The sequence below is a fragment of the Micromonospora sp. CPCC 206061 genome (assembly GCF_036906915.1).
Lineage (GTDB): Bacteria > Actinomycetota > Actinomycetes > Mycobacteriales > Micromonosporaceae > Phytohabitans.
Window position 1 is genome coordinate 58761 of sequence record NZ_JBAKHX010000022.1, and the last position, 23866, is coordinate 82626.

22 protein-coding genes are annotated in these 23866 nt (G+C 71.0%); 10 read left to right on the forward strand and 12 right to left on the reverse strand.

Annotated features, from left to right (window positions below):
- Positions 1-45: 45 nt before the first annotated feature.
- Complete coding sequence (locus tag V6V89_RS17480; protein WP_334620193.1) at positions 46-3240, forward strand: UvrD-helicase domain-containing protein; 3195 nt, start codon at positions 46-48, stop codon at positions 3238-3240.
- Between the two features lie 70 nt (positions 3241-3310).
- Entirely contained in the window at positions 3311-3946 is a 636-nt protein-coding gene (locus V6V89_RS17485) for a response regulator transcription factor (RefSeq protein ID WP_334620194.1), read from the forward strand.
- Here V6V89_RS17485 and V6V89_RS17490 read toward each other — a convergent pair.
- The 8 genes from V6V89_RS17490 to V6V89_RS17525 form a co-directional block, all read right to left on the reverse strand.
- Positions 3936-4880 (reverse strand): type II secretion system F family protein, encoded by a 945-nt coding sequence (locus V6V89_RS17490; RefSeq protein ID WP_334620195.1) that lies wholly within the window; start codon positions 4878-4880, stop codon positions 3936-3938. The two genes, V6V89_RS17485 and V6V89_RS17490, sit on opposite strands and share 11 nt — an antisense overlap.
- A 1-nt stretch (position 4881) precedes the next feature.
- On the reverse strand, positions 4882-5877 hold the full coding sequence (locus tag V6V89_RS17495) for a type II secretion system F family protein (RefSeq protein ID WP_334620196.1): 996 nt from the start codon (positions 5875-5877) through the stop codon (positions 4882-4884).
- Positions 5874-7376, reverse strand: a complete 1503-nt coding sequence (locus V6V89_RS17500; protein WP_334620197.1) for a CpaF family protein — start codon at positions 7374-7376, stop codon at positions 5874-5876. Before V6V89_RS17500 ends, V6V89_RS17495 begins: the two co-directional genes overlap by 4 nt.
- A gap of 6 nt (positions 7377-7382) precedes the next feature.
- Positions 7383-8558 carry an AAA family ATPase gene (locus tag V6V89_RS17505; RefSeq protein WP_334620198.1) on the reverse strand — a complete coding sequence of 392 codons (1176 nt, stop codon included), beginning with the start codon at positions 8556-8558 and terminating at the stop codon, positions 7383-7385.
- Between the two features lie 377 nt (positions 8559-8935).
- Positions 8936-9727 carry a Flp pilus assembly protein CpaB gene (cpaB, locus tag V6V89_RS17510; protein ID WP_334620199.1) on the reverse strand — a complete coding sequence of 264 codons (792 nt, stop codon included), beginning with the start codon at positions 9725-9727 and terminating at the stop codon, positions 8936-8938.
- Between the two features lie 23 nt (positions 9728-9750).
- The gene (locus V6V89_RS17515) at positions 9751-10941 is read right to left on the reverse strand and encodes a pilus assembly protein TadG-related protein (RefSeq protein WP_334620200.1); all 1191 of its coding nucleotides are present in this window, start codon (positions 10939-10941) and stop codon (positions 9751-9753) included.
- Entirely contained in the window at positions 10938-11345 is a 408-nt protein-coding gene (locus tag V6V89_RS17520) for a TadE/TadG family type IV pilus assembly protein (protein WP_334620201.1), read from the reverse strand. The genes V6V89_RS17515 and V6V89_RS17520 overlap by 4 nt, the downstream gene beginning before the upstream one ends.
- A 44-nt stretch (positions 11346-11389) precedes the next feature.
- Positions 11390-11575, reverse strand: a complete 186-nt coding sequence (locus tag V6V89_RS17525) for a hypothetical protein (protein ID WP_334620202.1) — start codon at positions 11573-11575, stop codon at positions 11390-11392.
- 493 nt (positions 11576-12068) lie between these two features.
- Here V6V89_RS17525 and V6V89_RS17530 point away from each other — a divergent pair, with 493 nt between their 5' ends.
- The 4 genes from V6V89_RS17530 to V6V89_RS17545 all read left to right on the forward strand — a co-directional run bounded on the left by V6V89_RS17530 (position 12069) and on the right by V6V89_RS17545 (position 16181).
- On the forward strand, positions 12069-12803 hold the full coding sequence (locus V6V89_RS17530; protein WP_334620203.1) for an LppU/SCO3897 family protein: 735 nt from the start codon (positions 12069-12071) through the stop codon (positions 12801-12803).
- Between the two features lie 54 nt (positions 12804-12857).
- A complete protein-coding gene (locus tag V6V89_RS17535) occupies positions 12858-14063 on the forward strand; it encodes an ATP-binding protein (RefSeq protein ID WP_334620204.1) in 1206 nt (401 codons plus the stop codon).
- Positions 14064-14092: 29 nt separating this feature from the next.
- Complete coding sequence (locus V6V89_RS17540; protein ID WP_334620205.1) at positions 14093-14599, forward strand: DoxX family protein; 507 nt, start codon at positions 14093-14095, stop codon at positions 14597-14599.
- A 169-nt stretch (positions 14600-14768) separates the two neighbouring features.
- Positions 14769-16181 carry a glycosyltransferase 87 family protein gene (locus tag V6V89_RS17545; RefSeq protein ID WP_334620206.1) on the forward strand — a complete coding sequence of 471 codons (1413 nt, stop codon included), beginning with the start codon at positions 14769-14771 and terminating at the stop codon, positions 16179-16181.
- 6 nt (positions 16182-16187) lie between these two features.
- Here the strand turns inward: V6V89_RS17545 and V6V89_RS17550 are convergent, their stop codons facing one another.
- The 4 genes from V6V89_RS17550 to moaC are packed head-to-tail and all read right to left on the reverse strand — an operon-like array spanning position 16188 to position 18793.
- Positions 16188-16601 carry a molybdenum cofactor biosynthesis protein MoaE gene (locus V6V89_RS17550; protein WP_334620207.1) on the reverse strand — a complete coding sequence of 138 codons (414 nt, stop codon included), beginning with the start codon at positions 16599-16601 and terminating at the stop codon, positions 16188-16190.
- Entirely contained in the window at positions 16598-17812 is a 1215-nt protein-coding gene (locus V6V89_RS17555) for a molybdopterin molybdotransferase MoeA (protein ID WP_334620208.1), read from the reverse strand. The genes V6V89_RS17550 and V6V89_RS17555 overlap by 4 nt, the downstream gene beginning before the upstream one ends.
- A gap of 34 nt (positions 17813-17846) precedes the next feature.
- Positions 17847-18317: a MogA/MoaB family molybdenum cofactor biosynthesis protein gene (locus V6V89_RS17560; RefSeq protein ID WP_334620209.1), complete on the reverse strand. Its 471-nt coding sequence runs from the start codon at positions 18315-18317 to the stop codon at positions 17847-17849.
- Positions 18314-18793, reverse strand: a complete 480-nt coding sequence (moaC, locus tag V6V89_RS17565) for a cyclic pyranopterin monophosphate synthase MoaC (RefSeq protein ID WP_334620210.1) — start codon at positions 18791-18793, stop codon at positions 18314-18316. Before moaC ends, V6V89_RS17560 begins: the two co-directional genes overlap by 4 nt.
- A 643-nt stretch (positions 18794-19436) precedes the next feature.
- Here moaC and V6V89_RS17570 point away from each other — a divergent pair.
- Genes V6V89_RS17570 through V6V89_RS17585 form a run of 4 tightly spaced genes read left to right on the forward strand, consistent with a single transcriptional unit; the run spans position 19437 to position 23864 of the window.
- Positions 19437-21956, forward strand: a complete 2520-nt coding sequence (locus V6V89_RS17570) for a putative bifunctional diguanylate cyclase/phosphodiesterase (protein WP_334620211.1) — start codon at positions 19437-19439, stop codon at positions 21954-21956.
- The gene (locus V6V89_RS17575) at positions 21953-23146 is read left to right on the forward strand and encodes a glycosyltransferase 87 family protein (protein ID WP_334620212.1); all 1194 of its coding nucleotides are present in this window, start codon (positions 21953-21955) and stop codon (positions 23144-23146) included. Before V6V89_RS17570 ends, V6V89_RS17575 begins: the two co-directional genes overlap by 4 nt.
- On the forward strand, positions 23143-23505 hold the full coding sequence (crcB, locus tag V6V89_RS17580) for a fluoride efflux transporter CrcB (protein ID WP_334620213.1): 363 nt from the start codon (positions 23143-23145) through the stop codon (positions 23503-23505). Before V6V89_RS17575 ends, crcB begins: the two co-directional genes overlap by 4 nt.
- Positions 23502-23864 carry a fluoride efflux transporter FluC gene (locus V6V89_RS17585; RefSeq protein WP_334620214.1) on the forward strand — a complete coding sequence of 121 codons (363 nt, stop codon included), beginning with the start codon at positions 23502-23504 and terminating at the stop codon, positions 23862-23864. Before crcB ends, V6V89_RS17585 begins: the two co-directional genes overlap by 4 nt.
- Positions 23865-23866 lie beyond the last annotated feature (2 nt).

A 23866-nucleotide genomic window follows, 5' to 3' on the forward strand; every position in this document is an offset into this window, starting at 1 on the left:
GCGTGGCGCCGCGCGCTGACAGTGGGACGCGTGGCAGTATGCGGCGTGCCTCCGTTCAGCGTTGCACCTCAGGACGGCTTCCCCGCGAACCCGTACGTCGCGGATCTGCACATCCACTCCAAGTACTCGCGCGCCTGCTCCCGCGACCTCAACCTGCCGAATCTGGCCTGGTGGGCCCGGCGCAAAGGGGTGAGCCTCCTCGGCACCGGTGATTTCACGCATCCGGCCTGGTACGACCACCTGCGGGAGGCGCTGCTCCCCGCCGAGCCGGGCCTTTTCCGGCTGAGCCCCGAGGCCGAGCGCGACATCGCCCGCAAGCTGCCGCCCCGGCTCGCCAGCACGGCCGAGGCGCAGCCGGTGCGGTTCATGCTTTCGGTGGAGATTTCCACGATCTACAAGCGTGGCGACCGCACTCGCAAGGTGCACCACCTCATCTACCTGCCGGACCTCGACGCTGTGGCCCGCTTCAACACGGCGCTCGGCCGGATCGGCAACATCGGCGCGGACGGGCGGCCGATCCTGGGCCTCGACTCCCGCGACCTGCTGGAGATCACGCTGGAGGCCAGCCCCGACGGGTACCTGGTGCCGGCGCACATCTGGACGCCGTGGTTCTCCGCGCTCGGCTCGAAGTCCGGCTTCGACGCGATCGCCGACTGCTACGCCGACCTGGCCGACCACATCTTCGCCGTGGAGACCGGGCTCTCGTCCGACCCGGAGATGAACTGGCGGGTGTCCAGCCTGGACCGGTACCAGCTGGTGTCCAACTCGGACGCGCACTCCCTGCCGGCGCTGGCCCGCGAGGCGACCGTGCTGACGGCGCCGCTCGACTACTACGGCGTGCGCGAGGCCCTGCGCACAGGTGACGGGCTGCACGGCACCCTCGAGTTCTTCCCGGAGGAGGGCAAGTACCACGCCGATGGCCACCGCGCCTGCGGGGTGAACTGGCAGCCCAGCCAGACCCGGGAGGCGGGCGGGCTGTGCCCCGAATGTGGAAAGCCGCTGACCGTCGGGGTGCTGAGCCGGGTGGAAGACCTCGCCGACCGCACCGACGCCCGGGCTGACGCGAAGGCGGTCACCCACCTGCTGTCGCTGCCGCAGATCATCGGCGAGATCCACGGCGTCGGCCCGCGGTCCAAGACCGTCGACGGCCAGGTCAACACGCTGGTCGCGGCGCTCGGGCCGGAGCTGGAAATCCTCACGAAGGCGCCGCTGGCCGACATCGGCCAGGTGGGCGGCGAACTGCTGGCCGAGGCCGTCGCGCGCTTGCGCCGCGGGCAGGTGCGGCGAATTCCCGGGTACGACGGCGAGTACGGGATCATCAAAATCTTCGAACCGGACGAGCTGCCCCGCGGCGGCCATGGCCACCAGGTGGACGCGCTCTTCGACGTACCCCTGCCCGCGCAGCGGCGCCCCGCGGAGCCGGCGCCGAAACGGAAAGCCGAGCCCGCGCCGGAGCGGAAGCGCCGAGCGCAGCGAACCGAGCCGCTGGAGCCTCTCCGGCCAAGCCCCCCGCCGCCCTCCCCTCACGAGCCGTTCGAGCCGATGCTCTCCGGCATGGAGGAGGTCGGCACCGGCCTGCTCGACCGGCTCGACGCGCTCCAGCGGGTCGCGGCCTCCGCACCCGGCGGGCCGCTGCTCATCGTGGCCGGCCCGGGCACCGGCAAGACCCGCACGCTGACGCACCGCATCGCGTACCTGTGCGCCGAACTGAACGTCTACCCCGAGCACTGCCTGGCGATCACGTTCACCCGGCGGGCGGCCGAGGAGCTGCGGGTGCGGCTCGACGGGCTGCTCGGCCCGGTCGCCGAAGACGTCACCGTGGCGACGTTCCACTCGCTGGGCCTCGCGATCCTGCGCGAACGGGCGGTCGCCGCCGGCCTCCAGGACGGCTTCGCCATCGCCGACGACACCCAGCGCGCCGATGCGCGGGCCGAGGCCGGTGACGACGAGGCCGCGTACACGAAGCTGCTGCGCGCCGCCAACCTGGTCGATCTGGACGAGTTGGTCACGCTGCCGGTCGCGCTGCTGCGAGACGAACCCGAGCTGGTCGAGCACTACCGGGCGCGCTGGCAGTGGATCTTCGTCGACGAGTACCAGGACGTCGACGCGACCCAGTACGAGCTGTTGCGCCTGCTCAGCCCGGCCGACGGCAACCTCTGCGCCATCGGCGACCCCGACCAGGCGATCTACTCGTTCCGCGGCGCAGACGTGACGTACTTCCTGCGCTTCGCCCAGGACTTCACCGACGCCCGACTGGTCCGCCTGACCCGCAACTACCGGTCCGCGGCGCCGATCGTGGCCGCCGCCGTGCAGGCCATCGCGCCGTCCACGCTGGTGCGGGGACGGCGCCTCGACCCGGCCCGCCTCGACCCGGAGGCGCCCCTGGTCGGCCGGTACGCCGCCGACTCCGCCGGCGACGAGGCCGACTTCGTGCGCCGCACCGTCGACGAGCTGGTCGGCGGCGTCTCCCACCGTTCACTCGACTCCGGCAAGATCGACGGACGCTCGTCCACGATCTCGTTCTCCGACATCGCCGTGCTGTACCGCACCGACGCGCAGGCCGCGACGATCGTCGACGCGCTATCGCGGGCGGGTATCCCGGTGCAGAAGCGCTCGCACAACCGGCTGCGGGACCGGCCGGGCGTCGCCGCGATCGCCCGCGAGCTGCGCCACGCCACCGGGCTGGACGGCGCGCTCGCCGCCCGGGTACGCCTCGCCGGGCAGGTGCTGGCCGACCGGTTCGCGGCGCCTACTCTCGACACGCCCGTCACCACCACCCCGGAAGACATCTGGGCGGCCGTCGAGCTGCTGATGCCGCTGGCCCAGCGGTGCGGCGACGACCTGCCGCTCTTCCTCGGCCAGATCGCCACCGGCGCCGAGGTCGACGCCCTGGACCCGCGCGCCGAGGCGGTCACCCTGCTGACCCTGCACGCCGCCAAGGGCCTCGAATTCCCCGTGGTGTTCCTGGTCGGCTGCGAAGACGGGCTGTTGCCGCTGCGGCTGCCCGGGCGCCCGCCCACCGACGACGACCTGGCCGAGGAGCGGCGGCTCTTCTTCGTCGGCCTGACCCGGGCGCAGGACCGCCTGTACGTAACCCACGCCGCCCGGCGTACCCGATTCGGCACCGAACGCGAAACCCGGCCAACACCCTTTCTCGACGCGATCGACGCGGGTCTGTTCGAACGGCTGGGTGACGCCGCCGCCAGGCGCCCCAAGGATCGTCAGCTCAGGCTTCTCTAGGGGCCTGCCCTTTATCGGCACTGTCGGGTTTGCGACCGCGGTCCGGCCGGTCGAGGTCCACACTCCGGCCATGGCATTTTCCCTGGTCGCCGTGGCGGAAGGCACGCTCGTGCGCGCCGGCATAGCGGCCCTCGTGGGCGGCCACGACGACCTGCTTCTCGCGGGCGTGGCCGGCACGGTCGACGAGGCCCGGCCGCTCATCGACCAGGTGCGCCCAGCCGCCGTCCTGCTCGACAGGTACCTCGGCGGCGACGCGCTCGCGTACGGCGCCGCGCTGCGCCACCGCCACCCGCATCCAGGGGTGGTGCTGATCGGCGGGCACGACGACGACCTGCTCTTCCGGGCACTGGACGCGGGGCTGTCCGCGTACGTGCCCTGGGACGCGAAGCCGGCCACGATCCTCGCGGCCATCCGGCACGCCGCGGCGGCACCGTCGTCCTTCACCGCACCCGACCTAGCGGCCGCCATGGCGCGCCGCCGGCAGGGCCGGGTCGCCGCGCTCAGCCCGCGGGAACGGGAGGTGCTGCTGCTCCTGCGCGACGGGCTGACCGCGCCCGGCATCGCGATCGCGCTGCGGGTCAGCGACTCCACCATCAAGACGTACCTGGCCCGGTTGTACGACAAGCTCGGCGTGCACGGCCGCGGCCAGGCGGTGACGGCGGCCGCCGAGCAGGGCCTCATCGGGCAGCGGCAAGCTACTGGATGAGCGTGTCCAGGATGCGCAGCACACCAGGGCCCAGCACGATGATGAACAGCGCCGGGAAGAGGCAGAACACCAGCGGGAAGAGCACCTTGACCGGCACCTTGCGGGCCTTCTCCTCGGCACGCTGACGGCGCCGCACCCGCATCTCGGCCGAGTGCTCACGCAGCACCGTCGCGATCGGGATACCCAGCTCGGTCGCCTGCACCACGGCCACCGCGATCGTGCGCAGCTCCGGCACCGTGGTCCGCTCGGCCAGCGCCCGGAACGCCTCGGCGCGCCGCTTGCCCATCTGCATCTCGTGCAGCGCGCGGGCGATCTCGCGGCCCAGTGGTCCGGGCGTACCGCCGGCGACCTGCGCGAGCGCCGCGTCGAAGTTCAGCCCGGCCTCCACGCACAGGGTGAGCATGTCGAGCGCGTCCGGCAGGTCGTCGCGGATCTTCTGCTGACGGCGTTGCCCGAGGTCGAACACGACGCCGAAGGGCAGCCACAATCCCAGGAGCGCGCCGGCGATCAGGCCGACCACGACCGACGCGACGATCGGGTACCGCAACGTGAGAGCGAGCACGAACCCGATCACGCCACCGACCGCGCCGAGCACCACGAGGCCAACGCCCTGTGCCTCCATGATCCGCACAGGCGGCCAGGCGGGTGGGTTTCCGGCGTAGTCCAGCCACCGCTGCAGCCGGGCCGCCGCGCCCTGTGGCGTCAAGGCCTTCGCGACCTTGGTGAGCACGACGGCCAGCGGGCGCAGCGTCCGCTCGGTCAACGACTCGGTCGCGGCTACCGACGCCGGCGAGTACACCTGGTCGATGTCGGCGAGCGCCCGCGCCACCCCGGTGCGCCCGCCCCCGCCGAGCGCCACCGTCAGCAGCGCTGTGACCAGGCCCAGGAAGACCAGGCCCAGGCCGGCGGCGAGCACCAGCACGTCGGTGTCCATCTCAGACCTCCACCCGCACCAGGCGGCTCAGCCAGAACGCGCCGAACGCGATCAGCCCGGCACCGACGATCACCAGCATCATCCCGCGCGGATCTGTCCACAGGGGAGAGATGTAGTCCCGGCGTACCACGGCCATCAACGCCCCGACCAGGATCGGCAGCGACAGCAACACCAGGGCCGAGATGCGCCCCTCGGCCGACAACGAGCGCACGTGCCCGCGAAGGTTCTCGCGTTCCCGGATGGTGCTGACCGTGGTCGACAGCACCTCGGCCAGGTTGCCGCCGACCTCGCGCTGCACCCGGATCGCCATCACGGTCCAGCCCAGGTCGCGGTTGGCGACCCGGCGGGCCAGCCGTTCGAGCGCGGTCTCCAGGTCCAGGCCGAGGCGCACCTGCGCCAGCATCCGGTTGAACTCGGTGGAGATCGGGTCGGGCACCTCCCTGGCCATCGCCTCCAGCGCCTGGGGCAGCGAAAACCCCGACCGCAGCGAGCCGATGACCAGTTGCAGGGCCTCTGGCAGCAGCGCGGCGAACTTCTCCACCCGCTGCCGAGCGCGGCGCCGGTGGTACAGGGCGGTGATCAGCCAACCCATGACGAGCCCGAGCAGCAGGCCAACGAAGCGCATCGGCAGGGCGAGCAGCACACCGAGCCCCAGCGCGACCGACAGCCGCAGCAGCACCCACTCCGCCGGGCGCCACGCCATGCCGGCCCGGTCGAGCTGTGCAGCGAAGCGCTGTTCGAGCCCGCTCGCGTTCAGTAGAGCGGCGCTCACCGCCAGCCCGGCGCGGGTGAGCGGGTTTGCCGCCCGCGCCAGCTTCGGCTTGTCGGCGCCCAGGTTGAGGCCGTAGTCGTCGATCTGCGCGAGCCGGCGCCGGCGCTGCACGCCGCCGAGCAGCGGCGCGAGGACGACCAGAGCGAGCACGAGCAGGGCGACGAAGACCACCGCGGCCACGACGAGCAGGATCAGGCGGCGGTCGACGGAGTCCAGGCTGTTCACGACCGGATCACCGCATCGGCCTTGGATTCGGTCTTGAACAGGTGCGGCGACACGTCCAGCCCCTGGTCGGTGAGGTGTTCGAGGAACCTCGGCCGGGCGCCGGTCGGGCGCAGCGACCCCTTCGCCCGCCCGTACGCGTCGGTGCCGGAACGGAAGTCGAAGACGTACAGGTCCTGTGTGGTCACGACGTCGTCGACCATGCCCGTCACCTCGGTGATCTGGGTGATGCGCCGGGTGCCGTCGCGCAGCCGGCTCAGGTGCACGACCAGGTCGACCGCTGAGGCCACCTGCTCGCGGATGGCCCGCACCGGTAGGTCCATCCCGGCCATCAACACCATCGTCTCCAGACGGGAGAGCGAGTCGCGCGGCGAGTTGGCGTGCACGGTGGTCAGCGAGCCGTCGTGGCCGGTGTTCATCGCCTGGAGCATGTCGAGCGCGGCACCGTCCCGGACCTCGCCGATGACGATCCGGTCGGGGCGCATGCGGAGCGCGTTGCGCACCAGGTCGCGAATGGTGACCTCGCCCTTGCCCTCGATGTTGGGCGGGCGGTACTCCATGCGGACCACGTGCTCCTGCGCGAGCCGCAATTCGGCCGCGTCTTCGATGGTGATGATGCGCTCGTTGGCCGGCAGCATGCTGGACAGCACGTTGAGCAAGGTGGTCTTGCCGGTGCCGGTGCCGCCGGTGATCAGGACGTCGAGCCGCCCCTGGATGCAGGTCGCGAGCAGCGCGGCGACCTCGTCGGTGAGGGTGCCGAACGCGACCAGGTCTTCCACGCCGTACGGATGGGCCGCGAACTTCCGGACCGTCAACGCGGCACCGTCGAGGCTCACCGGCGGGATCACCGCGTTGATGCGGCTGCCGTCCGGTAGCCGGGCGTCGACCATCGGGCACGCCTCGTCGATCCGCCGGCCGACCCGCGACACGATCTTGTCGATCACGCGGCGCAGGTGCGACTCGTCCAGGAACGCCGTCTCCACCGACTGGATGCGGCCGAACCGCTCGACATAGATGCGGTCCCATGAGTTGACCATGATCTCGGTGACGTCGGAGTCGCGCAGCAGCGGCTCGATCGGCCCGTGCCCGATGATCTCGTCGAGGATCTGCCGGAACGCCACGCCCCGGTCGCCGGCGGTGAGCTGCTCCTCCTTGGCCAGCAGGCCGGGCAGTGCCTCGCGCACCCGGCGCTCCAGCTCGTCGACCTCGTCGTCGCCGTCGTACATCTGCGGGCCGAGCTGCTCCAGCAGCGCCGCGTGGGCCCGCCGCCGCACGTCGGCGAGCGGATCGTAGGTGCGCCGCCCGTTGCGCCGGCTGAACGCGCCCCCGCCCGACGACGGCACGATGCTGGTGGTGGGAAACGCCGTCACCGGTACGGCGGTGACCGGGATCGCGGTGACCGGGGCCGACGAGTCCTCGTTGAACTTGAGGATCTCGGCCGCGGTGAAGCCGCTGCCAGTCCGGGGGATCTCGTCTACCCGGTGGTTGTCCCGCTCAGCCATCAGACATCACCTCTTCGTCCGCCTCGACATGAGCGACTTCAAACCCTTGGGTGTGCTTGGTTCGGCGCCTATCCGCTTGGTGGCGAGCTGGCGGATCGCGTCGCTCACCGGATGGGTGGGCGAGTCGAGCACGATCGGTACGCCCCGGTTGATCGATACGGAGACGTCACGGCTCACCGGGATGTGGCTGGTGATCGGGATGCGCAGCACCCGCTCGATATCGGCCGGGGTCACGCCGAGCCGAGGATCGGCCCGGTTCAGCACGACCAGTCGGTTCTCCTTGCGGTAGTCGAGCACGTCGAACGTGTCGAGCAGGATGCGCAGGTTCTTCATTGCGGTGACCGCGGGTGTCGCCACCAGCAGGTACAGGTGGGACGAGTCGAGCGCGGCCAGCACGTGATCGTTGAAGATTGGCGGGGTGTCGACGATGACGTAGTCGTACATGCTCCGGGTGAGGTACAGGATCTCGGTGATCAGCTCCCGGTTGATCTGCTCGGCCACCGTCGGCACCACCGGGGCGAGCAGCGCGTCGACGCCGGGGCAGTACGGCGACACCATCGTCCGCAGGCCGGTCTCGTCGATCCGGTCGGCGACCGGCACCGCGTCGGCGATCGTGCGTTCCGGCTGGAGCTGGAGCATCAACGCCACGTCGCCGAGCGTGAGGTCCAGGTCGATCAGGCAGACCCTCTTGGCGCCGCCGGCGGCCAGCGTGATCGCCAGATTGGTCGCGATCATGGTCTTGCCGCAGCCACCCTTCGCGCTGTACACGGTGACGACCTTGCCGTCGGCGGTGGGCTCGCCGCCCTGCGCGCGCCCGCCCCCCGAGTTGAGGCGGCGGGAGAGGTCCTGCGACCGCGCGCACGCGGCCAGGATGCTCGTGGGGTCGTTGACGTCGGCCACCTCGCGGACGCCGGAGCGGATCGCGTCGGCGAGCACGCCGACCTCGAGCTGGTGGCGCAGCAGCACGACACCCAGCGACGGCCGGGATAGCCGGAACTTGGCGGCAAACCCGACCGCCTCCAGCACCGGTGTGTTCGGCCCGAAGAGCACCAGCTGCTCGTCGGGGTCCTCCTCCAGCAACGCGTGCGCCTCGCCGAGGCTGCCGGCGGTGCGTACGTCGCCGCCTACGAGCATGGCGAAGTGCTGTGCGACCTGGCGCGACGGCTCGTACAGGATGGTCATGCGCCGCCTCCCGCAGCCGGCCCGGAGTCGAGGGAGCGTAGCGACCGAGCGGAGGGTCGGCTACAGGGCGGCGTCAAAGGCGCATGACCCGCGCGAGCGGAGCGAGCGCCAGCTAGCACGGTCATGCGCCGCCTCCCGCAGCCGGCCCGGAGTCGAGGGAGCTGTGAGGGCGCGCCGCCCGCAGCCGCCACAAAGCGGAGGGAGCGCAGCGACCGGAGCGACTGGCGGCTACAGGGCGGCATACAGCGCCCGAACCGCCTTCGCGGAGCGAGGGCCAGCATCGTAGCGACCGAGCGGAGGGTCGGCTACAGGGAGGCAACACAGGCGCATGGCCCGCGCGTGCGGAGCGAGCGCCAACTAATTCGGTCATGCTTGCCTCATCGCAGAAAGTTGGAGCTGTCGACGCCCGTACCGGGCTTGACCTGGGAGCTGTCGGAGAGCAGCGCGAGGTAGATGGCGTCGCCCTGTGCCGCGTGGATTACCTTCGCGGCCTCCACATCGGACGCCGCCACGGTCACGAGCACCACCGTGCGCCGCTCCTCGTCGGTGTCCTCGCGGACCTCCTCGTCGCGCGGCGTCGTGGTGGTCTCACCGTCACCGCCGTACGTGCCGACCGCGATCACCTCGGCCTTCGGCATCAGCACCGCCGTACCTTCCGGGTCGTCGCTGCTGTCCTTGCCGACGGACTTGACGTTCGTGTCCGGCACGATCTTGTACGTCACGAAGAGCGCCACCTGCGAGCCGGGCCGCACGTACCCGGCCACCTGCTCGGCCATCGTGGCCTCGAAGCTGACCGCGACCTTGCCCTCGGGGATGGCGAGCCCACCGGAGGTGCGGGTGGACTGGCTGAACATCCGCCGCAGCACCAGCTGCCCCGGCTGGAGGTCGGAGGTGATCACGAGCTTGTCGAGCTCACCGGAGATCTCCGTCAGCACCTCGCCCTCGGGCAGGGTGCCGGCCGGCAGCCGCAGCAGCTCCACCAGGTCGCGCTTGCGGACGTTCTCCCCGGTGGTGCCGGCGGCGATGCGCCCCTTGGCCACCAGAACCTCGACGGGGCTGGCGTTGGCCACCGCCCGGTCGTCGGCTCGGCTGACGTAGAAGAGCACCGCCGCGGTGCCTATGACGGCGAGCACGATCGCGAGGAAGACGGCGAGGATGCGACGGGTCATGACCAGGAGTCCGTTCTGGTGGGTCAGCCGATGGTGCGGATGTGGACGGCGCCGTAGTGCTTCTTGCCGAGCGTGCTCTTGGGACCGACCTGGAAGAGGCGGGTGGTGAAGTAGCCGTAGATGCAGAAGATCGTGTCGCCTGAGCACGCACTCGTGCCCGAGTACTCCGGGCCGTGGTCGTGGTCGAGCTCCTCCGACCATCCCGACGGCGAGCGCCAGCCGGTGACCAGGAACATCGCGATGCCGACGATGTGGAATCCAGTGGCCGAGGCCCGGTCGAAGATCGGTACCGGCACCGGCTCCAAGGAGTGGTGCAGGTCGTGCATGCGTTTGGCGCAGCCATCCGGCACGCGCGGCTCGTCCTCGCCCCTACGGGAGTCGCCGACCCGGATGTCCGGTGCGCAGCCACCACCGCCGGTCAGAAATCCGAACCCGCCCGAGTCACAGCCGGCGTCCGGATCTCCCCGACGGCCGGTTCCACCGGGGCCACCGGGACCTCCCGGACCGCCAGGGCCTCCCGGACCGTCGGTGTCGCGACAGTCGGGCGTCCGGAACCGGAGCACGGCCTCGGAAGCCGGGGCGACCCGGCCCGACGCCCCCGGCGCCGGCTGGAACCCACCACCGGCCTCGACCGCCTTTTCGAACTCCGCCTCGGCGATGGCGATGCCGAGCGTGTCGTCTGCCTCCTCGACCGGACCCCAGGTGACCCGGGAACAGGCATGGACCCGGGTGCCTGCGGTGCCGGTGATGGTCTGCGCGAACACCGAAGGCAGGACGCCGCCCCCGCCGCTGCGCGTCGCCGTGTGCACCTCGACGTGCGGCTGCGACGAGGGCACGTCGCCGAGGCAGTCGGTGAAACCGCCGCCAGCACCACACGGCGAGAGCAGGTTGCCGGTGTCCGGCAGGTTCGGGGCATACCCACAGACAGCCGAGTCGGACGCGCCGTCGTGCGCGTTGTCGTCCGCGTACCCGCCAGCGACCGAACCGGCGGTCGACCGGCAGCGGCTGGTGCCGGCGACGCAGAGCTTCGCGACCGCCACCGCGGCGGCGTCGGCTCCGGTCTGTAGTTCCTCGCGCTCGGCGTAGAGCAGGCCGACGTCGATGGTGAGCGCGCCCATTCCGAGCAGCGCGCCCCCGCCGAGCAGGACGGCCACCATGGCCGCGACCGCGCCCCGGTCACCGGGCACGCCGCCGAGCCGCCGGAGCAGGGTCATCCGCGGCACGGCATGACTCCGTGTGCGTCGAGGGTGATCGAGTCAGCCGCGAGCCCGGCGAGCGCGACCACCGGCGTGATGAACTGGAAGTCGTACGTCACGACCACGTGGGCGTGATCCTCAGGGTCGGGCTCGTCGCCGCAGCTCTCGAGGACGTCGGTGGAGACCGCACCCAGACCCTGGGCCGCATCGCTGGCACGAGTGCTGGCGCTGCCGCCGACGGCTTCCGCGCGGCCCCCTTCGCGAGCCGCCTGGCTCACCACGATCTGGGCGTTTACCAACCGGCCGAAGTCGATAATCCCGAAAAGAATCATGAGGATGACCGGCAGCACGAGCGCGGCCTCGGCCGCCGTCGCGCCCCGGTCGCGGCGGAGCGACCCCATGATCGTGCGTGACCGCGCCACCCCCGCTCCTCTCCCCATCGCTCCACCGCCCGCGATCTGGTGCCTCAGAGCAGGTTGGTGACCTGCTGGAAGTTGGCGCCGATCGCGTTGGCGAACGCGGTGACCAGACCGGCGATCGCCGCGATCACGACCGCGATGATGAGGGCGTACTCGGCCGCGGTCGCGCCGCGATCCCGCCGCGCACGCAGCGCCTTCATCCGATTCCTGGTTGACGTGACGAGCTTGAGCATCGATTGCCCCCTTCAACGGTTTCCCTGTGCGGTGACCGTGCGTATCGACAGCCGAAGACCGCGATGGAAGCCTGCCTATGGCCGCTAACTCGCACTAGTCGGGAGAGCGGTGTTCGCCCGACCCCGTTTGACGCGGCGTGTCCTCCGGCGGTGACATCCCACGGCGACAGCAGGTCCACCGTCCCGGCGATCCCAAAACGGACTAAATAGCAACATGTTGGGCCACTCGACACCCATGAAGCCGGCCGGCGACAGCCGGATGGGTCGTCTTGCGGGCGTGTCAGATACCTGATGGACCCAAGAGGTGATCAAGGCGTCAAGCGGCAACGATTACCTCAAGCAACCAATCCGTCACATGGACGGCGCCGCAGGGTGGCCCGCTCGGCTCCCCTTCCCCGGCACATCGGAGAATTGGCGCGGTTCCGGGAGGTGAGCTCACCAGGGTGCCCGGCTACGGTGACGACAGCAGCACCGCTTTCGGGAGGACGGAGAGATGTCGAACTACGGTTCGTACCCAGGCTCGCAGGAGCCCTGGCCCGGCCGGCCGCCGCAGGAGCCGTACGGCCAGCCGTCCGACCCGTGGGGCGGTCAGGACGCGTGGGGCGGCACGCCGGCGTCCGCGCCGCCCGGCGGCCCCGGCTCGCCGACCGGCGACCCGGGCTATCACCCCGGCTACGACCAGGGCTACTCCTCCACCCGACACTACGAGCCCGCGTACCCGCAGGCCAGCTCTCCGGAACCAGCGTTCACGACCGATCCGGTGTGGAGCCAGCCGGCGCCGCAACCGCCGCGCAAGCGGGGAAACGGTCCGCTGATCGCGCTGATCGTGGTGCTGGCGGTGCTCGTACTGGGCGGCGGCACGGCGGCACTGATCAAGCTGGGCAGCGACGACGACACCGATCCCGTGGCGGGACAGACCACCACGCCCACGACGGACCCGAGCGGTGCGGCACAGCCGTCCGGCTCCGCCTCGCCGTCGTCCTCCGAGTCATCGGAGGACGCGCGGTTCGTGAAGGTGGGACAGTGCGTCGTCAACAAGGGCAGTGACGCCGACCCGCAGCTCGAGATCGCCGACTGCGCAGACAAGACGTTCGAGGTGCTGGCCCGCTTCGACGGCACGGTCGACTACAAGGCCAAGTGCCAGTCGGTGAGCGGGTACCAGTTCCACTACTTCTTCGACAGCGAGCTCGACACGCTCGACTTCGTGCTCTGCCTCAAGCGGCGCTAGCTCCTTCTAGGGAAATCTAGCGCCAACGGTAGAGGGCCCGATACTCTGCAATGCGTGGATCCGGTCCGGAACCCGTACGCGCCCGGCGCCGGCCAGCGCCCACCCGAGCTGGCCGGCCGCGACCGTGAACTGGACGTCTTCGACGTCGTGCTGGAAAGGGTGGCCCGCGGGCGGCCCGAACGCAGCCTGATGCTCACCGGCTTGCGCGGTGTCGGCAAGACCGTCCTGCTCAACACGCTGCGGTCGCAGGCGATCGGGCGGCTCTGGGGCACCGGCAAGATCGAGGCGCGTCCCGATCAGTCGCTGCGCCGGCCGATCAGCGCCGCCCTGCACATGGCCATCCGCGAGCTGGCGCCGCACCACCGCGCACCCGACCGCATCGACGAGGTGCTCGGCGTGCTCAAGGCGTTCGCGCTGCGGGGCAACGCGGCGAACGCGAAGCTCCGCGACCGCTGGCAGCCGGGCATCGACGTGCCCGCGCGGGCCGGGCGGGCAGACTCCGGCGACATCGAGATCGACCTGGTCGAGCTGTTCACCGACGCCGCCGGCATCGCCACCGACGTGGGTACAGGCATCGCACTCTTCATCGACGAGATGCAGGATCTCGGTGCGGCCGATGTTTCGGCGCTGTGCGCGGCCTGCCACGAGCTGTCACAGCTCGGCGCGCCGCTGATCGTGGTCGGCGCCGGCCTGCCACACGTGCCAGCGGTGCTGTCGGCCGCCAAGTCGTACTCCGAGCGTCTCTTCCGGTACCAGCGGATCGACCGGCTGGACCGGATCTCCGCCGACCAGGCGCTGTGCGCGCCAGCGTCCCGGGAAGACGTCGAATACGAGGAGAAGGCGCTCGACCTGCTCTATGAGAAGTCGGGCGGCTACCCGTACTTCGTGCAGGCGTACGGGAAGGCGACCTGGGATCACGCGCCGCGCAGCCCGATCACCGCCGCGGACGTCCGGGTGGCCGCGCCCGAGGCCGAGGCCGAGCTGGCGGTCGGGTTCTTCGGCTCGCGGTACGAGCGGGCCACGCCCGCCGAGCGGGAGTACATGCGCGCGATGGCCGCTCTCTCCCCGCCATCGTCCGACGACGATCATGAGGTCGCCGTGCCAACCTCCGAGATCGCCAAGTCGTTGGGGCGCAAGCCCGCCAGCCTGTCGCCGGCCCGCGACGCGCTCATCAAGAAGGGCCTCATCTACTCCGGCGAGCGCGGCACGGTCGCTTTCACCGTGCCGCACTTCGGCCGATACCTGCGAACGGTGGGATAACCACCCCCACCTGGGGGTATGAACGGCCTATGAGACCTGTGCGCAGCGCTGCCCGCGCCATGCTGGGCGCCATCTTCGTGGCCAGCGGGGCGCGTGCCGTCGCCAACCCGGAGCCGCTGGTACCGCGCGCCAAGCTGGTCACCGACCGAGCCCTGCCGCTACTGGACGCCGCGAAGTTGCCTCAGGACGCCCGCACCCTGGTGCGTCTCAATGGGGCGGCCCAGCTCGTCGGCGGGCTACTGCTCGCCACCAGCCACTTCACCCGTCCGGCCGCCGCACTCCTGGCCGGCACCATGATCCCGACCACGGTGGCCGGGCACCCGTTCTGGGCGCTCGACGACCCGGCGGAGCGCAGCCACCAACGCGTTCACTTCATGAAGAACCTCGGTTTGCTCGGTGGGTTGTTGCTCGCCGCCGCCGACACCGAGGGTCGGCCGAGCATCCGATACACGGTGCGTCACGGTGTACGCGCGGTCCGAAGGGATGCCCGAATCGCCCGTAAATCGGCCTCTGTGGCGCGTCACCTCCCCGGATAACCCAGACGAATTACCTCAACTACGCCCGGTGCGTTTAACCAGCCGGAAATGTCGCGAACCAGTGTGGGATCGGACACGGTCGGGTAACGCAGGAGGTACTGGAGTGACAGACCGTTCTAGGCTCCTAGATGGACCTGGGCGGGAAGTACTACATGGGGGTGGCCACGCCATGCCGGCGACCGTCGAAGGACGGATGGACCGCCTCGCTACAGTCCGCCGCGTAACACGTGGAATCGACCGTTGGACGGTCGTGCGGATCGGCATCGTTGCCGGTGTCTTCTACGCTGCTTGGCTTGCCATCGAAGCGTTCGGACGGCCGTACGAGTTCTTCGACATGAAGATCTACCACGGCGCGGTGGTCTGGTGGGCGAGCGGCAACGAGCTCTACGAGTTCATCCAGCCTGACACGACGCTGGGCTTCACGTATCCACCATTCGCGGGCCTCGCGATGCTGCCGATGGCCACGCTGCCCGTGGCGGCAGCCGGTTGGATCAACGTATTGGCCAGCATCGCCGCGCTCGCCGTGGTGCTCACCGCTCTCGTCGGTCCGATCGCCAAGCGCTGCGGCTGGCCAAGGTGGTTCGCGGTTGGCCTCGCCGTGCCGCTCGCCGCCGCCACCGAGCCCGTGCGTGAGACGTTCGGGTACGGGCAGGTCAACCTGCTGCTCTTCGCCTTGATCATGGCCGACATGGTCGCGCTGCGCTGGCTGGCCCGCGGCCGGGCAAACCACAGCCTCGTCGGCCGCGGCCCGCTCGCACGCTTCTTCTTCAGCGGTGCGTGGGCCGGTGCCGGCATCGGCCTCGCCACGTCGATCAAGCTGACGCCCGCGCTGTTCATCGTGTACCTGCTGCTGACCAAGCAGTGGCGAGTGGCGCTCACCGCCGTGGGCACCGCCCTCGGCGTGACCGTCGCCACCTTCGTGGTCGCCGGGCACGAGTCCATGAGGTACTTCACCAGCGTGCTCTGGCAGACCGACCGGGTGGGCGCCGCCGACATGACGCCCAACCAGTCGCTCGCCGGGGTGCTCGCCCGGCTGTACGACTCGGTCGAGACGCCCGGCCTGCTGTGGCTGTCGTTCTCGCTGCTGATGCTGGCCGTCGGGCTCTCCCGGGCCGCGCACGCGCACGCCGACGGCGACGAGCTGACCGCGTTCACGCTGGTGGGCCTCACCGCCAACGTGATCAGCCCGATTTCGTGGTCACACCACCTGGTCTTCGTGATCCCGGCGGTGCTGGTGCTCGCCGACGCGGCACTCCGCCGCCGCGGCGCCAGCCAGGCTTTGAGCGGGGTCAGCGGACTGCGTACCCCGATCTGGTTCCCGGCCCTCACCGGGCTGCGCCACGCGGCGGCCGCCGTCGGGCTGTATGTGCTCTTCGTGGTCTCGCCGATCTGGCCGTACGAACACCGGCTCCCCGAGGTGTCGCACTACGCCGACGGGCTGTACGGGGCGCTGATGGAAAACTCGCTGGCACTCGCGATCATCCTGCTGGTGGCCGCGCTGCCGTGGCGCCCGGGCGCCGAGCCGGCGTTCTACGGCGACTCCCCAGCCCTCCACTTCACCCGCCAACGAAACGCAGCCTGATCAGCGCTAGGGGCAGTTGACCCATTCCTCCGTGCCGTCGGCGAAGATCTGGTGCTTCCAGATCGGCAGGCGTGCCTTGACCTCGTCGACCAGCCGAGCGCACGCGGCGAACGCGGCCGCCCGGTGCGCGGTGCTCACCGCCGCCACCAGCGCCACGTCACCGATCTCCAGTGGACCGACGCGGTGCGACACGGCGACCGCGTACACGTCCGGATCGGCCGCGATCTCGGCGACCACCTCGCGCAGCACCGCCTCGGCGGTCGGGTGGCCTTCGTATTCCAGCTTGGTCACCGGCCGCCCGTGGTCGTGGTCACGCACGACACCCTGGAACGAGACCACCGCACCGGCGCGCGGGCCGGCGACGGCCGCTTCGTGTGCTGCCAGGTCAAGAGGTTCGGTGGTGACCGCGACGATCGTCATGGCCGTTCTCCGTTCAGGAGCGGCAGGGGTACGAGAGGCACCTGGGCGCCGGGCTCACCGCTGGTGCCCGGACGGATCACCGCGAACCCGTCGGACTGGGCGAGGCCGCGCAGCATCGCCGAACCCACGTGCCGCACCGGGTGGGCGGTGCCGCCGACGGGGTCGACGCGCACGAGCGCCAGGTGGGTGAAGTCGCCGCGGCCGGGCACCGCCTCGGCGAGCGTGACCCGGGGCAGCGCCGGCGCGGGCCGGCCCTGGAGCCCGGCGAGCAGCGGAGCGACGAGTGACACCAGGGCGACGATCGCGGACTGCGGGTTGCCCGGCAGGCCGGCGAGAAAGCGTGGCTGCCCGTCGGGGCCGGGTATCCGGGCCACCAACATGGGGAACCCGGGCCGCACCGCGACGGTGTTGACCACGTACTCCGCGTTCAGCTCGGCAAGCGCCGGGTGCAGGTGGTCGACAGGGCCGTGCATCGTGCCGCCGGTGGTGCAGACCAGGTCGGCTCCTTCGAGCGCCTTGCGGATGGCGGCCACGTGCGCCGGAAGCGTGTCTTCGACCGGGCCGACGAGGTGCCCCGGCTCGGCACCGTATCGCCGTAGCCAGGCCGGCACGGGCGCGCCGAGAGCGTCGCGGACCCGACCGGCGCCGGGGAGCCCGGCGGTGAGCAGCTCGTCGCCGAAGACCAGCATCGCGGCGCGGGGTGGCCGGCGCACCGGCAGCGTGTCGTATCCGCACGAGGCGGCCAGCCCAATCACGCCCGGGTTGACCGGGGAACCCGCGGGCAGCAGGGTCTCGCCCCTGCGTGCCTCTTCACCGGGCGTCCGCCACTCGGGCTGGGCGCGCGGCGTGCCGGTCACCAGCCCGTCACCGGTGCGGCTGGATTCCTCGACCCGCAGTACGGCTGTGGCGCCGTCGGGAAGCATCGCGCCGGTGGCGATCTCCACAGTTGTGCCGTCGTCCGGCAACGGCGGCGGGGTACCGCCGGCGAGCACCCGGCCCACGACCCGCCACGGCCCCGGCCCTCGCACCGCCCATCCGTCCACACTGGACGTCGGGAACGCGGGCAGGTCGGTGAGCGTGGTGAGCGGGGCGGCCAGGGTGTGGCCGTCGGTATCGGCCAGCGGCACGTCGACCGCCGGCGGTGCGGCTGCCAGCCCGGCCGTGTACACCAGGGATCGCGCCGCTTCCCAGTCGACCGGAGCAGTACTCACCCGCCGAGCCTAACGCCGCGGGCGGACATGAGAGTCAGTGGTCGCCGCCGCGCAGCTGGTCCACGGTGTGCGCGAGAAGCGGCCCGAGCACAGCCAACCCGTCCCGGGCCCCACCGGTCGACCCGGGCAGGTTGACGACCAGGGTCCGCCCGGCCACTCCTGACAGGCCACGCGACAGCGCAGCCGCCGGCACTTTCTCCCGCCCGTACGCCCGGATCGCCTCAGCGATGCCCGGGATCTCGTAGTCGAGCACCGCCCGCGTCACGTCCGGCGTGCGGTCGGTGGGTGTCACCCCGGTGCCGCCGCTGGTCAGTACGACGTCCATCCGGTCGGCCACCGCCGTTCGCAGCGCCTCACCGACGGGCTCGCCGTCCGGCACGACGACCGGATCGCCCACCTCACAGCCGAGGTCGCGCAGCCCGGAGACGAGCAGAGGCCCGCTGGTGTCCGCGTACACCCCGGCGGCGGCGCGGTTGGAGGCGACGATCACGCGCGCACGGATCACGGCCGGTCCTCTGGCCGTACCCAATCTCCGGTCTTGCCGCCTTCCTTGCTCAGTACCCGGATCGCCTCGATGGAGGCCGCTGGGTCGACGGCCTTGACCATGTCGACGAGCGCCAGCCCCGCCGCGGCCACGGCGGTGAGCGCCTCCATCTCTACGCCCGTGCGGTCGGCGGTCTTGGTGCTGACGGTGATCTCGACCATGTCGTCGCCGAGGGCGAAGTCGACGGTCACGCCGTGCAGCGCGATGGGATGGCAGAGCGGCACCAGATCAGGCGTGCGCTTGGCGCCCATGATGCCGGCGATCCGGGCGACGGCGAGCGCGTCGCCTTTGGGCAGCCCGTCGCGGCGGAGCAGGTCGACCACCTCAGGCGTGGTGTGCAGCCGGCCGGCGGCCACCGCGCGGCGGGCGGATACCGACTTGGCCGAGACGTCGACCATCCGCGCCGCGCCCGCATCATCCACATGGGTGAGCTTCACGAAGTGAGCCTATAGGCACACTGATGCCGGGCTGGACTGCGGGCAGAATCGACGGTTGTTTACCCGCACCAACCCAACCGCAACACTGTTGTTTCCAATGCCAACGATCAATGAACCAGACCGTCGGGAGGGGACACATCTGCGTCCACTGGTTGCAATTCACCCGGTTGCAGTCGCCTGCACGCGTTATTCGAACAACCATACGGATGAGCGGCGCAGTCAGTGTGACCAATTGGACGGAACAGTCGCCGAGATCACCTCAACCACCAGGCGTGATCAGGCCGTCTACAAGATCGAGTATTCCATGTGCCCGTGATAAAAGAGAAAATACAAACCACGCAGGACCGATATACACCCTCCGTTTCCTCGCAGAAACAGAGTGTGACAAATCAGGCCATAGTTCCTCATAGTGCGCATAGGGACAGGTTTTAGTCGCAAGACCGCGAACGGGATCCTAAGCTTCCCTTCCATCAAGGCAACCAAAAAGCCACGCACGCAAACAACAGTTGCGAAAGTGGCCCGCCGGGAGGGAGCACCGCGATGCGCGGTAACGACTGGCTCTGAAGGGGTGTCACCGAGCAAGGAGCACCCGTAGGCTATCCGCGGCGCACTGCGATCGACGGAACGGTGCCGAGTGGCGGGTGTGATTCGCAAAGCACGACGCGAGACTGGGACCGATCGGCGGCTACTGCTGCTTGTCGGTCTCGTCGTCGTGTTGGCGGCCGTCGCCGTGGCAGGCGCGATCGCCGTCATCCTGGCCGAGAGCGAGCGCCCCAGCTTCCGCACCCTCGCTGCCGCCACCTTCCTGATTGGCGTTGGCTGCGTCGTCGTGGTCCGGGTCCGGATCAGGGCCACCACGCACGGCATCTCCTGGACCGAGGCCGCCATCGTCATCAGCCTGGCCGTCGCGCCGGTTCCCTGGGTCGTGGTGTGCACACCCATCGCGGTGGCCGTGGTTCGCGTCATCATGCGGCTCTCGCCGCTCAAGGCCGCCTTCAGCATCGGCAAGGAGACGCTGCTCGCCGCGACCGCTGGCGCGATCCTTTACGCGTTCGGCAGCCAGTCGTCGGTGGAGCAGCCGCTTGAGGTCGGCCCACTCGCCGTCGCGTACCTCGCCGCCGCTCTCCTCGACGACCTGCTCGTCATCCCGGTGATCGCACTGGCCACCCGCACCAGCGTCCTGCAGCGCTTCCGCAGCAACTGGGACCTGCGGTTGGCCGGCATCGCGGTCCGGTTCCTCGTGGTGATCAGCACACTGGCCCTGCTGGAGTTCGACAACCGCCTGCTGCTCGCCATGCCGCCCCTCATCCTGAGCGCCCATCTCGCCTATTCCACGCGCATCCGCAGCCGCGAGGAGCGGCAGGCCTGGCAGCGCCTCGCCAAGACCACCGACGCGCTGAACGACGTCAACCTCGACGCCGTTCTCTCCACGGCCGTCACCCGGGCCGCCGAGCTCTTCTCGGTCGACGAGGTCGAGATCGAGCTGCACATCACGCCGCGACTCATCCGTGGCAACGGAGACGCGATCACCTACGACGGGCCGGTCGCCGACGCGCCCACCATGACCGGGTCAGTGATCCTCACCGCCCTCGAAGGCCACGACGGCACCGCCGACGTCGGCGTGCTCCGGCTGCGCTTCCGCGGGCCGGTCACGCTCTCCGAGCGCGAGCAGTACACGCTGCGCACGTTCACGTCCGCGCTCTGCACCGCGGTGCGCAACGCCTCGGCGTACGAGGAGCTGACCCGGGTCGCCGAGGAGCACGCGCACGCGGCCGCGCACGACACGCTCACCGGTCTCGCCAACCGCCGCCAGCTCATGGACCGCGGCACCGAGCTGCTCGGCAACCGCCGCGTCGACGGCGTCACCGCCCTCCTGTTGATCGACCTCAACCACTTCAAAGAGGTCAACGACACGCTCGGGCACGCCGCCGGAGACAAGGTGCTGATCGAGGTCGCCGAACGGCTGCGCCGTGAGGCCCGCCCCGACGACCTGGTCGCCCGGCTGGGCGGCGACGAGTTCGCGGTGCTCATCACCGGGCTGCCCGCGCCGGCCATCGCCGCACACCGGGCCGAGGGGCTGCTGGCCGCGCTACACGTGCCCCTGTCCGTCGACGGCATGCGGATCAGCGTCGAGGCGAGCGGCGGCATCGCGGTCGCGCCCGGCAGCGGCGGCATGGCCGAGCTCCTGCGCCGCGCCGACGTCGCCATGTACCAGGCCAAGCGCAACGGCCAGAAGATCGCCACCTACGCGCGGGCGCGCGACACCGCCGACGTCGGCCGGCTCGCGCTCGGCGGCGACCTGCCCCGCGCGCTCACCCAGCACGAGTTCACCGTCAACTTCCAGCCGATCGTCGACCTCGGCACCGGCGAGGTGATCGCCGCCGAGGCGCTCGCCCGCTGGCGGCACCCCGACCGGGGCAACCTCGACCCGCTGCGCTTCCTGGAGACCGTCGAACGCTCCGGCCTGCTGCCCGCCTTCGCCGACGCGGTGCTCGACCAGTCGCTCGTCGCCGCCGGCACCTGGCGCGACGCCGGCTTCGACCTGCCCGTCGCGGTCAACGTCTCCCCGCGCAGCCTGCTCGACGCGCGCTTCCCCAGTGCCGTGGTCGCCCGGCTGCGAGCCCACGACCTGCCGCCCGACCGGCTCTTCCTTGAGCTCACCGAGACCCTGACGATCAGCCAGCTCGAGGTCGTCGACCAGGTGCTCAGCCAGCTCCGCGACGCCGGCATCAAGCTCGCGCTCGACGACTTCGGCACCGGATACTCCTCGCTGTCCGTGCTGTCCCGGATCCCCGTCCACGAGCTGAAGATCGACCGCGGCTTCGTCACCGCGATGGACACCTCCGCCGAGGCCGCCGCCGTCATCCGCTCCACTGTGGATCTCGGACGCAGCCTCAACCTCGCCGTAGTCGCCGAAGGTGTCGAGAGCGAGCCGCAGCGCCGGGCCCTGTGGGAGCTTGGCTGCACCGCCGGCCAGGGCCACCTCTTCGCCCGTCCGATGCCGTCCGCCCGCCTACTCGCCGCCCTCCACCGCGGCTCCGGCGGCCGCCCCGGCACGCTCGCACCCGCCCTTCACGACGAGGGCTCGGTCATCCGCCTCTCGCCGAACCGCCGCTCCGGTGGCCGGGCCCGCACCGACCGTCTGCCACACTTGCCCGCGTGATCACCAAAGGCCGCCGCGCGATCGCCGGTGACCTCGCCCTCTACGCACTCTCCGCGGCCTTCGCGGGGGTCACCGCCGCGACCTCCACGCTGGTCCCGCACCGCGCGTGGGGCGCGGTCGCCGTCGTCGGCTACACCATCGCCGCCGGCGCCGCGGTGGTCCTGCTATTCAGCCGATACGCGGACAGCCTCCCCGCCCGCACGGTGGTGAGCGCCTTCGCGTGGGCCACGACCGCGCTGCTGCCCATGGTCATCCAGGCCGCCCAGCGGGCCGGTGGACGCACCGACCGGGCGCAGGAAGAGGTCGTCGTCATCGAGCACGGCGGCCAGCGCCTCCTCGACCACGGCACGCCGTACCTGCGCACCGACGAAATCGCCGCCCTCCCGTCCGGCGAGCAGTTGCTCGGCTACCTGCCGTACCAGCCGGGCATGGCTCTCTTCGGGCTGCCCCGCGCGCTCGCCGGCGTCGCCTGGTGGACCGACTCACGCGTCTGGTTCGCCCTGGTCACCGCCGTCGTGCTGGGGTTCGCCGCGACGCTCCTGGTCCGGGGCACCGCCCTGTTGCGCGCCATGCAGTTCGCCACCGTGCTGCCCGTCTGCGCGCTCACGCTGGCGACCGGCGGCGACGACATCCCGGTACTCGCGCTGTGCCTTTGTGCTCTGGCCCTGTGCGCGGCGGCGCGCTACGGCGCGGCGGGCGTCGCCGTCGGGCTGGCCGCCGCTCTCAAACTCTTCGCCTGGCCGGTGGCGCTCGTGCTGCTCGTGCATGCCTGGCCGCGCGACCGGCGGCTGGCGATCGGCGCGATCACGCTGCCGATCCTCGCGCTCATCCCCGCGGCCGTACTCGACTCGACCGCGCTGCTCGACAACGTGGTGCGCTTCCCACTCGGCGAGGGCGTGGTCGAGAGCCCGGCGCAGTCGCCCTTCCCCGGTTACCTGATCGCCAACAACCTGCCCGGCGGCCGGGTGATCGCCGGAGCGCTGCTGGTGGCCGCCGGGCTCGCCATAGCCGTCTGGATGATCCGCCGACCGCCGCGCACCGCCGCCGACGCGGCGAAGGTGTGCGGAATCGGGCTGCTGGCGGCGATCCTGCTGATGCCGTCGACAAGGTTCGGATACCTGTTGTATCCGGTCGCGTTCCTGATGTGGGTGCCCGCGTTGCGGCTGCCGGCCCTCCGGGAGCCATCGTGAGACTGGCGATGGTGGCGGCGGGCGGAGCGCTCGGATCGGCTGCCCGCTGGGGCGTCGGCCTGGCCTGGCCGCACCCAGCCGCGACGCTGGCCGTCAACCTGATCGGATGCGCGGTCCTCGGCTTCGTCGTCGAGGCCCTCTCCACGCGGCACCGGCTGCTGCGACTGTTTCTCGGCCCAGGTGTGCTCGGCGGGTTCACGACCTTCTCCACGTACGCGGTCGAGACCCGCGTGCTCATGGCCGACGGCCGGCCCGGCACCGCCGTGGCCTACGCCCTCGGCACCCTCGTCGGAGCCCTAACCGCCCTGTCCCTGGGGATGCTCGCCGCCCGCCCGCTGACTCGTCGGCGGGCCGGATGACGCTATTGCTCGTACTGGTGGGCGGTGCCGTCGGGGCGTCCGCGCGATACCTGACCGACCTCGCGGTCCGCACCCGGTTCGACCCGGTGCTGCCGTGGGGCACGCTCTCGGTCAACGTGGCCGGCTCGGCCCTGCTCGGGCTGATCGCCGGGCTCGGCGGTGCCCTTCCCGGCTGGGTCGGCTCCCTGGTCGGCGTCGGGTTCTGCGGAGCGCTGACCACGTACTCCACCTTCTCCAACGAGACCATTCAACTCGCCCGGGGCGGCGCCCGGCTATACGCGCTGCTCAACGTCGCGCTCACCCTCGGGGCCGGATTGGCCGTCGCCGCGCTCGGCTGGCACATCGGGCGGACACTGTAGGT

Bases quoted from the DNA above. Each gene is read 5' to 3' on its own strand.
- V6V89_RS17550 (WP_334620207.1), bottom strand. From the start codon at position 16,601: ATGACGATCGTCGCGGTCACCACCGAACCTCTTGACCTGGCAGCACAC.
- V6V89_RS17540 (WP_334620205.1), top strand. From the start codon at position 14,093: ATGAGACCTGTGCGCAGCGCTGCCCGCGCCATGCTGGGCGCCATCTTC.
- V6V89_RS17490 (WP_334620195.1), bottom strand. From the start codon at position 4,880: ATGGACACCGACGTGCTGGTGCTCGCCGCCGGCCTGGGCCTGGTCTTC.
- V6V89_RS17545 (WP_334620206.1), top strand. From the start codon at position 14,769: ATGCCGGCGACCGTCGAAGGACGGATGGACCGCCTCGCTACAGTCCGC.
- V6V89_RS17505 (WP_334620198.1), bottom strand. From the start codon at position 8,558: ATGACCATCCTGTACGAGCCGTCGCGCCAGGTCGCACAGCACTTCGCC.
- V6V89_RS17530 (WP_334620203.1), top strand. From the start codon at position 12,069: ATGTCGAACTACGGTTCGTACCCAGGCTCGCAGGAGCCCTGGCCCGGC.
- cpaB (WP_334620199.1), bottom strand. From the start codon at position 9,727: ATGACCCGTCGCATCCTCGCCGTCTTCCTCGCGATCGTGCTCGCCGTC.
- V6V89_RS17585 (WP_334620214.1), top strand. From the start codon at position 23,502: ATGACGCTATTGCTCGTACTGGTGGGCGGTGCCGTCGGGGCGTCCGCG.
- V6V89_RS17515 (WP_334620200.1), bottom strand. From the start codon at position 10,941: ATGACCCTGCTCCGGCGGCTCGGCGGCGTGCCCGGTGACCGGGGCGCG.
- V6V89_RS17500 (WP_334620197.1), bottom strand. From the start codon at position 7,376: ATGGCTGAGCGGGACAACCACCGGGTAGACGAGATCCCCCGGACTGGC.
- V6V89_RS17525 (WP_334620202.1), bottom strand. From the start codon at position 11,575: ATGCTCAAGCTCGTCACGTCAACCAGGAATCGGATGAAGGCGCTGCGT.
- V6V89_RS17485 (WP_334620194.1), top strand. From the start codon at position 3,311: ATGGCATTTTCCCTGGTCGCCGTGGCGGAAGGCACGCTCGTGCGCGCC.